The organism is Pedobacter sp. ASV12 (assembly GCF_016429155.1).
GTDB lineage: Bacteria > Bacteroidota > Bacteroidia > Sphingobacteriales > Sphingobacteriaceae > Pedobacter.
This window is the reverse complement of record NZ_JAELUC010000036.1, coordinates 1-11,194: the sequence shown is the minus strand read 5'-3', so window position 1 is coordinate 11,194 and position 11,194 is coordinate 1. Positions and strand designations below refer to the sequence as shown.

11 protein-coding genes are annotated in these 11,194 nt (G+C 44.4%); 8 read left to right on the top strand and 3 right to left on the bottom strand.

Annotated elements, in window-relative coordinates:
• Positions 1–19: 19 nt before the first annotated feature.
• From JHD69_RS10575 to JHD69_RS10550, 6 genes are all read left to right on the top strand, one after another.
• Positions 20–1,468: an alpha-L-fucosidase gene (locus JHD69_RS10575; protein ID WP_370583477.1), complete on the top strand. Its 1,449-nt coding sequence runs from the start codon at positions 20–22 to the stop codon at positions 1,466–1,468.
• Between the two features lie 31 nt (positions 1,469–1,499).
• Complete coding sequence (locus JHD69_RS10570) at positions 1,500–2,690, top strand: glycoside hydrolase family 88 protein (RefSeq protein ID WP_199140082.1); 1,191 nt, start codon at positions 1,500–1,502, stop codon at positions 2,688–2,690.
• 1 nt (position 2,691) lies between these two features.
• A complete protein-coding gene (locus tag JHD69_RS10565) occupies positions 2,692–3,951 on the top strand; it encodes a DUF2264 domain-containing protein (RefSeq protein WP_199140080.1) in 1,260 nt (419 codons plus the stop codon).
• A gap of 268 nt (positions 3,952–4,219) precedes the next feature.
• Entirely contained in the window at positions 4,220–4,915 is a 696-nt protein-coding gene (locus JHD69_RS10560) for a M15 family metallopeptidase (protein WP_199140078.1), read from the top strand.
• 283 nt (positions 4,916–5,198) lie between these two features.
• Positions 5,199–6,089: a hypothetical protein gene (locus JHD69_RS10555; protein ID WP_199140076.1), complete on the top strand. Its 891-nt coding sequence runs from the start codon at positions 5,199–5,201 to the stop codon at positions 6,087–6,089.
• A gap of 168 nt (positions 6,090–6,257) precedes the next feature.
• Positions 6,258–7,850 carry an ABC-F family ATP-binding cassette domain-containing protein gene (locus JHD69_RS10550; RefSeq protein WP_199140074.1) on the top strand — a complete coding sequence of 531 codons (1,593 nt, stop codon included), beginning with the start codon at positions 6,258–6,260 and terminating at the stop codon, positions 7,848–7,850.
• Between the two features lie 11 nt (positions 7,851–7,861).
• Here the strand turns inward: JHD69_RS10550 and JHD69_RS10545 are convergent, their stop codons facing one another.
• The 3 genes from JHD69_RS10545 to JHD69_RS10535 all read right to left on the bottom strand — a co-directional run bounded on the left by JHD69_RS10545 (position 7,862) and on the right by JHD69_RS10535 (position 9,472).
• Positions 7,862–8,353: a MarR family winged helix-turn-helix transcriptional regulator gene (locus JHD69_RS10545; protein ID WP_199140072.1), complete on the bottom strand. Its 492-nt coding sequence runs from the start codon at positions 8,351–8,353 to the stop codon at positions 7,862–7,864.
• Entirely contained in the window at positions 8,350–8,853 is a 504-nt protein-coding gene (locus JHD69_RS10540; RefSeq protein WP_199140070.1) for a GNAT family N-acetyltransferase, read from the bottom strand. Before JHD69_RS10540 ends, JHD69_RS10545 begins: the two co-directional genes overlap by 4 nt.
• A 76-nt stretch (positions 8,854–8,929) precedes the next feature.
• Positions 8,930–9,472 (bottom strand): hypothetical protein, encoded by a 543-nt coding sequence (locus tag JHD69_RS10535; RefSeq protein WP_199140068.1) that lies wholly within the window; start codon positions 9,470–9,472, stop codon positions 8,930–8,932.
• 189 nt (positions 9,473–9,661) lie between these two features.
• On the opposite strand from JHD69_RS10535, the gene JHD69_RS10530 reads away from it, so the two are divergent.
• A complete protein-coding gene (locus JHD69_RS10530) occupies positions 9,662–10,348 on the top strand; it encodes a GNAT family N-acetyltransferase (protein ID WP_199140066.1) in 687 nt (228 codons plus the stop codon).
• Positions 10,349–10,555: 207 nt separating this feature from the next.
• Positions 10,556–11,137 (top strand): hypothetical protein, encoded by a 582-nt coding sequence (locus JHD69_RS10525; RefSeq protein WP_199140064.1) that lies wholly within the window; start codon positions 10,556–10,558, stop codon positions 11,135–11,137.
• Positions 11,138–11,194 lie beyond the last annotated feature (57 nt).

Sequence of the window (11,194 nt, the reverse complement as noted above, 5' to 3'; positions counted from 1 at the left end):
ACTAAAATTAGCGTGTCTTGTGGCGCTTGCCATAGGCGGGAGTACGGCCATGGCCCAGCAAACAGCTGTGGTTAAAACCGACACTATTCCGTTAAAATATGGCGCCCATCGTACCGGCAACAGAAACGACGCCGAAATGGAACGTTGGCGCGACTACGGCTTGGGCCAGTTTATCCACTGGGGCGTTTATGCCATTCCGGGCGGCCATTGGGAAGGCAAGAGCTACAATGGGGCCGCCGAATGGATCAGGTCTTGGGGAGGCAATGGTGCCCCTGCCAACTGGAAAGAAACCTACGACAACCTGTACAAACAGTTTAATCCGGTCGATTTTGATGCCAAAAAATGGGCCAAGCAAGCCAAGGACATGGGGGCAAAATATTTGATTTTTACCACCAAGCACCACGATGGTTTTTGCTTGTGGCCGAGCAAATACACCGAATACACCATTAAAAATACCCCTTACAAAAAGGATATCGTAAAACAGGTGGTTGATGCCTATAATGCCGAAGGGATTGATGTGTACCTGTATTTTTCGATTATCGATTGGAACCATCCGGGTTACCGCAGCGCAGCGCCCAAAACCGAAAAAGACAGCTTGGCTTATGAAGATTTTAAGCAGTTTACCAAAAACCAGCTGCTCGAATTGCTCGAGCGATATCCAAGCACCAAGGGCTTTTGGTTTGATGGCACCTGGGACCAGGCTTGGATTAAACAGGCCGGTTTTACCGATGCACTGGAAAAAGAGCTGCGCAAAATTCATCCAGGCCTCATTATTGGCAGCCGTTTCAGGGCCGATGAGAACGGCAAGCGCCATTTTGATAGCAATAATAAACTGATGGGCGATTACGAACAAGGCTGGGAGCGTAAATTGCCGGCCAGCTATGATGTGGTAGCCGGTAGAGATTGGGATTGTGTAATGACCATTCCGCCAAATCAATGGGGCTATAACTCCGACTGGAAATCGTCATATGTTAAAACCGCTTCCGATTTGAGCCAGATGCTGATGCAGGCAGTTTCGATGAATGGCAATCTGGTGATCAATTTCGGTCCCGATGGCAAGGGCAACATCAGGCCCGAAGAAGGAAATATTGCGCAGCAGTTGGGGCAATGGGTAGGCCAAAACAGTGAAGCCATCTATGGTACACGTTATGCCGGCTTGCCCAAACCTGATTATGGCTATTACACCAAAAAAGGGCAGCAGCTCTTTTTAACCGTATTCAACCAGCCGGTAAATAAGGTGTTGCGCCTGGCTATTCCGCGCGATTATGCCGACGAACCTAAACAAGTAACCGTAGCTGGCAAGAAACTGTCGGTAAAACGCATAGATATGGGTATGGATCGCGATAAAAACCTGTACTACGATGTAGTCCTCCCTGATGGTTTCAGCCCTAAGCAACCTTATGTTATGACCATCGACATGGAAAAAACCAACAAAAAGCAGAGCACTTTCGGCGATGCCAAAACCTAAACCCTATATATTAATTGCAATTACTACAAAAATGATAAAAAGAATAAATTTAATACTCCTGTTGGTTATAGCTTTGTCGCCAAGTTTTGCACAGGTAAAAGACAGGGCCATGGCCGATCTGATAGACAGGCAATTTAAGCTGGCGCAGCAGCAATACCAATTGTTGGGCCAACATACACCGGCTACGCGTATGCCCCAAACCTATTATGCCGCTAAAAACAAATGGGAAAGCAGCGACACGCAATGGTGGTGCAGCGGGTTCTATCCCGGAAGTCTGTTGTATATTTACGAGTATACCAAAGATACCGCCACTTTGAGCGAAGCCAAAAAAAGGTTGGCCATACTCGAAAAGGAAAAGCATTATACCGGCAACCACGATTTGGGTTTTATGATGTATTGCAGCTTCGGCAACGCCTATCGCATTACCCATGATCCGCTTTACAGGCCTACGCTCGATACGGCGGCGGCTTCGTTGGTTACCCGCTACAGGCCCAATGCCAAAGTAATCCAGTCGTGGAATGCGAGCAAAACCTGGAAAGGACCTGTAATTATCGACAACATGATGAACCTTGAGCTGCTGCTATGGGTAAGCGAAAATGGGGGCGATCAAAAATTGAGGCAGATTGCACTGAACCATGCCGATGCAACGCTCAAAAACCATTTCCGTAAAGACTACAGCTCTTATCACGTAGTAGATTACGACATGAGCAATGGCAATGTGGTAAAAAAAGCAACTGCCCAAGGTGCTGCCGACGAATCGGCTTGGGCTAGGGGGCAGGCTTGGGGGTTGTATGGCTACACCATGATGTATCGTTTTACCAAAGACAACCGCTATTTGGAACAAGCCAAGCATATCGCCGATTTTATCCTTAAAAATCCTGCTTTGCCTGCCGATGGTATTCCGTATTGGGATTTTAATGCGCCTGATATGCCGAATACCTATCGCGATGCTTCTGCAGGCGCAATCATTGCCTCGGCATTGCTTGAGCTGGGACAATACGGCAATAAAAAAGAACAGGCTTTCTATGTTGAAAATGCAAAAAAGATGCTGGTGTCCCTGTCTGATGAGCAATACACCGCCAAAGCTGGCACCAATGGGGGCTTTTTGCTGAAACACAGCGTGGGTGCCTTGCCTTCAAAATCGGAAGTTGATGTACCTTTAACCTATGCCGACTATTACTATTTAGAGGCACTTTTAAGATATAAGAACTGGTATTTATAATATGGAAAGAAGAAATTTTATCGGAACGCTCTCGTTTTCGGGTTTGTTGGCGTTCATGAGCCCAACTAAAATCATGGCCAGTGAGGCTTTGGACAAAGAAAAAACAGTTAAACCCACCGACGACAGAACCTACTGGTATCAGTTGCTTTATAAAATCGCCTATCCGGTGGTGGCTAATTTGGCCGAGGGAAAACTGAAACAGAACATGGTGGTGGTTAAGTCGCCCACCTTCGATTCGCGTTCGGCAAGCGTGACCTATTTAGAAGCCGTGGGCCGTACCTATGCTGGCATTGCACCTTGGCTGGCTTTGCCCGATGATGCTACCGCAGAAGGAAAGCAACGCAAAAAAATGAGGGATTTGGCTGTTCAGGGATTAGACAGCTGCTTTGCGCCGAACAGTCCAGATCAGCTTAATTTTGAAAAAGACTATCAGCCCATTGTCGATTCGGCCTATTTGGCACAAACTTTTTTGCGTGCTCCCGAAGCCTTGTGGAAACCGCTTAAGCCAGTCACCAAACAGGCAATTGTGGCTGCATTCAAATCGTTGCGCAACCGCAAGCCCTTTAACAACAACTGGCTTTTGTTCGGCTCGATTACCGAAGCATTTTTAATGTCGATAGGCGAGCAATACGACGAAGCACGCCTAAAACAAGGCGTAACCAAGCTTAACGAATGGTACAAAGGTGATGGCTGGTACGGCGACGGGCCAAATTTGGCTTTCGACTACTATAATTCGTTCGTTATCCACCCGATGATGGTTGATACCGTAGCTGTAATGCTACAACACGGCATGGCAACACAGGCACAGTACGATTTGGCGCTGAAAAGAATGCAGCGCTATGGCGTGGGGCAGGAGCGGATGATTTCGCCAGAAGGAACTTTTCCGCCTATCGGCCGGTCAATCACCTATAGAACTGGCAGTTTTCAAGCTTTGAGCCAGTTGGCTTTGATGAAAAAGTTGCCTCAAGACATTAAGCCTGCCCAGGTACGTTGCGCACTAACCAAGGTAAAACAGAACATGTACGAAACCAAAGGCACCTTTGACGACAAGGGCTGGTTGCAACTGGGCTTTTGTGGCAGCGACCCGAACATAGCCGATTACTATACTTCTACAGGCAGCTTGTATATGGCCACCTTGTCTTTCCTGCCTCTGGGCCTGCCAGCCTCCGATCCTTTCTGGGCCGATCCGGCAACCGATTGGACTGCTAAAAAAGCCTGGAAAGGCGAACATTTCCCTAAAGATTACCATGTAGATTATTAGTCTTTTTTTGGTAGTTAAGAGATGAAGCCGCTTTATGAAAGTAAAGCGGTTTTTTTTATGGATTTCTGTGTTAAGTTAAATAATTGATTTAGAAAGATATCTCTCTATTGCTTAAAGCTTAATTATTAAAAAATAAACAAGAGATAGGTTTGCACGAAGATTCTAAAAAACGGCAGATCAGATGAACTCGTGATGTTCAAAATGTTTCCTTTTTAGGAATTTTAAATACATAAATATAAGTTAGATAATAAATTACCAAAATAATAAAATGCTGAGGAATGATAAAAGTGCAGAAGCTCCGAGGTGGGCAACTATCATAAACATAATATCAGTCGCATTAATTCCGATTGTTTTAGGAGTTGGTGGTTGGTTGTTGCAACGAAGTATTCAGGACCAATCAATCCGACGTGACTATGTGCAATTAGCAGTCTCAATACTCAAAACCGGCGATACGACTAAAGCTAATGCTGGACTTAGGGGCTGGGCTGTGAAATTGTTGAATGAGAATTCAACAGTCAAGTTTAGTGAATCTGTACAACAACAATTAAAATCTGGTGATGTATCCCTTGCAAATAATGTGGAAATTAGTCCAGAGGAACAAAAGACCCAACTAAATCTTGAAACATTAAATCCACAAGTTAAGATTTTGGCGACTAGGCTTATTGAAATAGCTAAGGGAAAAGGTTTGCAAGTTGTTGTCTATAAGGCCTATTGGTCTCAAAAGGAGCAAGATGAAAACTATGCGATTGGCAGAACTAAACCAGGATCGATTATTACTTTTGAAAAGATAAGTCCGCATACCAAGGGTCTTGCTTTTGATGTTTATCTGATAAGGAATGGAAGAGAAGTAGATGACGACTATTCTTTTAATATTATTGGCTCAATAGGAAGGAATTTAGGATTGACATGGAGAGGAGAACTCAAAAATGGCTATCAGAATAAAGCACATTTCGAACTCAATTAATTTTAAAACAAGGTTGATTTATAATTGAATCAAATAAGAGTATACTAATATAACAATTCTTGTCGTAAAGGTTAAAGCTATCTTAATTTACCTCAGTACCAACAGTAATGAAGAAATTACGAAAGTCAATGAATGACGCTTTTTCTGCCTATATCGCATAGGTGTCGCGTTTTTTTATTGCTAAAACGTTTTTCTTTTGTTTTTTTGTAGACCAAAGTCTTGAGCGGTCTTTGGTTTCTCTGTGGCTTTTGCCATCTTCGCACATACGTTAACTCTCAACATGATGTCTGCTAAAGTGTATGCCCTGATGCTGTTATTGCTGGTGGGGCTCTATGCTTGCTCGCCAAATTCAACACCAGGCAACGGCAATGCCGAGGCTGGATTGTCTATGGCCGGTAAGACTACAGGAAAATCCTTTGCCATTGTAGACCGTCTGAAGAAACTTTTTGCTATTGCCGATACCTTGCAACGCACCTACAACGAAAGCGATTCGGTTAACAAAGTCGATGAGGTTAATGAAGCTATCGCCACAACTTTAACCGCCATTCTTAACGACCCAAAAATTACCCGACAAAATATGGATAGCCTCTTGCAGGCACCCGGCTTGGGTATTGTGCATGCCGATGACAAAAAGCTCTGGCTGTTTACCTGGTTCGAGAATACGGGAGGCAGTTTCAAGAGCAATATCAGCATGGTTTATGCTAGAACGGCTTCAGGCCAGGCCATGATAACCAGCGATGGCCGAGTCGGAAACGAGCAGGAAAACCCTTTCCCTTCGTCTGGAGCATGGTTCGAAAAGATTTACAAACTAAGGTCTACAAAAGAACTTTACTTGTGCATTGGTTCGGGCATTGGCTGCAATACCTGTATGTTTCAAACGGCGGTGGTGGTAGAGCTGTTGCCCGACGGCATAAATTTTGATTATGAGGCTTTTGAACCCCCTGGCGAAGAAGTAAGTACCTATGGCGAAAACGGCCCGTCATGTTTGACCATTGGTGCTGGAAACGAAGACATAGAAGAGTTTTCCTTCGATCCCAAAACTCAAACCTTAACTATGGCATATCTAACCGACGAGATGACGCCCATTTCGCGCGGCGAAGGAGAACAACAGCGTAGGATCGTCAGAAAGCTGATCTTCAATGGTAAGCGTTTTGTAGGAAATGCCTTCAGGTAAAAGCGCTAATCGATAGCAAAAAAACAGCGGTTATTTATTTTTTTCTTACTTTTGCTTACCGCAAACAACAAACACATCAATTTAGGATCGAATTTCTTTCACGAAAAATAAGTAAGGTATCGCCTTCGGCAACCCTTGTATTTGTTCACGTTTAAAAGAAAGGAATTTATGCTTACGCTTCAAGATGTAGTTTATGCACATCCAAATAAAGATTTATTGTTCGATGGGTTGAGCCTCATCGTCAACAAACACGATAAAATTGCCCTGGTGGGCAACAATGGTACCGGAAAGTCTACTTTATTGCAAATTTTGGCTGGTCGCCTGTCGCCAACCGGCGGACAGATTCAGGTGCAAGACCAACCTTATTTGGTACCCCAGGTTTTCGGACAGTTTAATCAGTACAGTGTAGCAGAGGCCTTGGGCATTGCCCAAAAACTGGAGGCGCTGCAACAGATTTTAGCTGGCGAAGCAACGGAAGAAAACCTCAACCTGCTCGACAACGACTGGGTTTTGGAAGAACGTTGCCAAATGGCGCTTGCCCGTTGGGGGCTGAACGATATTGCCCTCACCCAAAAAATGGAAATGCTAAGCGGGGGCCAAAAAACGAAGGTCTTTTTATCCGGCATAGAAGTGCACCGCCCTGAGTTGGTATTGCTCGATGAGCCGAGCAACCACTTAGATGCCAAAAGCCGAAACCTACTTTATGAGTATATACAATCTACTAAAAATGCGCTGGTGGTGGTGAGCCATGACAGGGCCTTGCTTAAGCTGTTGCACACGGTTTGCGAATTAAATAAACATGGCCTTGTTGTGTACGGTGGCAATTACGATTTTTATGCCGAACAAAAGGATTTGGCCAGCAATGCCTTTGCACAAGATGTAAAGAACAAGGAAAAAGCCCTGCGTAAGGCCAAAGAGACCGAACGGGAAGCCATAGAACGGCAACAGAAACTAGATGCCCGGGGCAAAAAGAAGCAAGAAAAAGCCGGCTTGCCAACCATTGTGATGAACACGCTGAAAAACAGCGCTGAAAGGAGCACCGCGCAAATGAAAGGCATACACGCCGAAAAGGTGGGGGCTATGAGGCAAGAACTGCAGCAGTTGCGCCAAAATCAGCCACAAACCGATAAAATGAAGCTTGATTTAGACCATGCGGGTTTGCATAAGGGCAAAATGTTGCTCAAGGCCCAATCTGTTAACCTGAACCGCAACTGCCGATGGTTATGGAAAGAACCGATTAACCTGCAGCTCAACAGTGGCGACCGCATGGCCATTAAAGGCAATAATGGTTCGGGAAAAACCACCTTGATTAAACTGGTTTTGGGAGAACTGCAACCTGAACAAGGTACTTTGGAAAGGACGCCGATAAAAGCCATTTACATAGATCAGGATTATTCGCTCATCAACAACGAGCTAAGCGTTTACGAGCAGGCACAGCATTTCAATACAGGTATGTTGCAAGAACATGAAGTCAAAATCCGCCTCAACCGTTTCCTGTTTGGCAAAGACGATTGGGACAAGCCCTGCCTGGCTTTAAGTGGCGGCGAAAAAATGCGGTTGATGCTTTGTACGCTAACTATTGCCCACCAGGCACCCGATTTGATTGTGCTAGACGAGCCTACCAATAACCTCGATCTACAGAACATCGATATTTTAACAACGGCTATCAACGAATACAAAGGAAGCCTGTTGGTGGTGTCGCACGATGAATATTTTTTGGAGCAGGTGAATATTGTCGAAAGCATCCTGTTAGAAAGATAAGATTCGGTTCTTTATGCCGAATCTTGTCTTTCCTTGATCAGGACTAGCGCTCTCTGCAAAAAGCTTTTCATTTTCAGTTGTTCCTCCACCTCCAAAATGGCCTGCATCAGGTTGTTTTGGGTATTGATCAGGTCGGCGGTGGCTGCGGTAATAACTTCCCAGGCAGGGCCCATCTGGTCAATCAATTGTTGGCCTTTGGTACTGAGCTGCAGTAGGCGCTTACGCTCGTCGGCTTTATCTTTTTTAGAGCGGATGATTTTCTCTTTTTCCAGTTCTTTGAGTAAAGTAATGGTCGATGGATGGGTATAACCGATTTCGTTGGCGATTTCTACCACGCTCAATACGTTCTTTTTATGCAATACGTAAATAACCGGGAACCATTTGGGTTCAAAACTGATGCCCATTTCCCTGTAAATTTCAAGCCCGTCTTTGCGGATGCGGTCGCTTAGGCGCTGGAGCCTTGTGGAGAGGGCTAGAATACCGGCCTCGTCAATTACATTCATGCTTGCTTTTTTAAGTGCAGGTGATAAAAAAGGTTGTCTACCTGCATTCTCGGAAAATAGGATGGCAGCTCATCAGCTTCGATTTGCTGAAAGCCGTTGCGTTCATAAAAGCGCTGGGCCGCATTCATCTGTGCTATCGTTCCGAGGTAAATATCTGTCATATTTTTGGCTTCGCAATAAGCGATCAGCTGGTTCAGCAGGTGTTGGGCTATGCTTTTTTCCTTGCCGCGAAATTCCTTCTTCACAAACATTTTTCGGATGGCGCCCGCCTGATGGCCAATGGCAATCAAGGCAATGGTGCCAACTAGCTCGTTTTGGCTAAAAGCGCCCCAAAAATTCCCGCCTGGCTGTTGATAGTAGGTCTCAATATCCAGCAAATCGGGCTGGTCGTTAACGGTAATGGCTACATTAAATTCCTCTTGTTGTATGGGTAAAATCAGGTCAACAATCTGATTGCTATAGCCATTGTCAAGTGGTTTGATTTCTTCCTGTGTTTTCATCGTTCAAATATACGTAGTTAACTACGTATATTTGAATATAAAATCTAAATTTTATAAAAAATTATTGATCAGCGGTTTATTTTTTTGTTTTAGCAGCATTTGCTGGCTCTGGCACTACATTTTCCATCTCTACAGAAAAAATAACGCTGGCTATTTTCCATTGGCCGTCTGCCCTGATCAGGCCCCAGCTTTCCTGTCCCCAATTTTGCTTTTTGCCTTTAGACCAATAGCTATAGTTGAAGGTAATGATGGCCACGCGCTCATCGCCATCCATGCGTATGTTATAAAATTTTTCTTCTTCACCTCCGCCTTCGGCAACAATACTGCGTATAAAGCTTTGCGGACTGCTTTTGAAGTAGTTTTTGCTAAGCTTGTTGTTTTTCTTCACAAAATACTGGTGGCTTTGCTCTTTGTCTACTCCAACCCAGGTTACTGGCCCATCATAAAAAAGCTTGTAAAATTTAGTGCTATCGCCCGTTTTAATGCTGGCCATAAAATCGTGCATAACCGTTTCAAGTTCTTTGCGGATTTGGGTATTGGTTTGTTGGGCTTGTGCTGCGGTGCCAGGTTGAATGCCTGCCCAAAGGCAACCGATCAAAACGCTCAAAATTCTTTTCATCTGCTTATTTTTGAAATGCAAGTTAGCGAGCAACAAAACGCAAAATGCAGCAAACAGTCGGATAGTTGTTTATCGTCGATAGAAACCGGGATATGGTCGATAAGCCGAAGGAACCTGGGTTCTGTTTTTGGACTATCATTAGCGTAAGAAACTGGCTAGCGTCACGGTTGCTTTTTGGTATCTTTGTACATGGAACACTTGTTGGATAACCCCATCTATCATGCCTTGAATTCGGCGCATGGCCAATTTGCAAAAGGAACGGAAAACGTAAGGTTTTATGAAGAAGATATCGCTTCTTTTGCTGGCCTAAGACACAATAATGAGCAAGAGTTTGATGAGCTATGCCGCATGAGCGAGGCTGGAGCTACTTATGTGGTTTTCAGTCCCGTGCAATTAGCCATCCCTGCAAAATGGAAAGTCATTGCCCATATCGATATGTTCCAATTCGTTTATGAGGCCAAGGAAGCTCCCGCTGGAAACGATATCCTTTTTGCCAATCTCGACCAACAGCATGTAGCCGAAATGATGGCTTTGGTAGAACTCACGCAACCTGGGCCCTTTAGGCAACGTACCATCGCATTGGGTAATTACACCGGTATTTTCGACAATGAAAAATTAGTTGCCATGGCTGGGCACCGTTTTAATCCTACGCCTTACACCGAAGTAAGTGCGGTATGCACTCACCCCGATTATTTGGGCAAAGGCTATGCCTATGAGCTCATCCGCGAGCAGCTCAAAAGAATATTGGCCAAAGGCGAAATCCCCTTCCTGCATGTAAGAAATGATAATGCCGGTGCCATTAAGCTCTACGAAAAATTGGGCTTTCGCAACAGAGGCGAGATGTTTGCCTATGTCATCAGAAAAGAGTGGAACTGATTCTGTTAAGCGCTCCTATTTCAAGAGCTTTGGCCACACGATGCCAGCCTGGGGTATCGTATAGTTAAAGCCACAATTTTTTTAATTTCTATTGTTGCTTTGTGAAATTTCAGGGCAAACGGCATCATCGTTGCAAAAGCTTTAACAGTTTTTGTTAAAGCATGTTAAAATTTCTAAGCCCTCCATTCAAACTCATAATTTCATGTGATGAAAATTTTCTGTACGCTTTTATTTTTATGCTGTGCCTGCACTGCATTTCCGCAAACGGTACTCATCAAAGGAACAGCAAGCGATACCTCCGCCAGATATAACGAGTTTAATGCCGTACGGGTAATCTTAAACGATACATTGAGGAAATGGAGCAGTGCAAATTCGGCAACGATTTCGTCCTTGAGCAAGAAGTATAAAAAAGACAGCATCGCCCAATACCTCAAACGGCTGGATTGGGAAATGAAAATATTTAATGAATTAAGTCAGGACACCAATTTGGTTGTGAAAACAAAACCCGATCGGACATTCCAAATCAAAGCGGATCTGAAAGACAGTCTGTTTTTTAGTGCCCATAGGTATATAACCCAAAAGTATGCTGTGGCCGATTTGGTAAAGATGGATAAAATAGCTATTCGATTGGCGCCTCAAATTTGCATTGAACTTGAAAAATGCAATGATAAAAACCCTAAGCATTATGTCGTTATTGCCGAAAAGATAGAGGTCAAGCGAATTGATCCTTATTACTGTGGCAACTTGGTCTCTTTTGATGGACAGTATGTATCAAAGTATAAACTGTGAAAGACCATGTCTGGCAGTGTCTGGCCAGACACGAGTAAGTGTACGGCTGTTGACCAT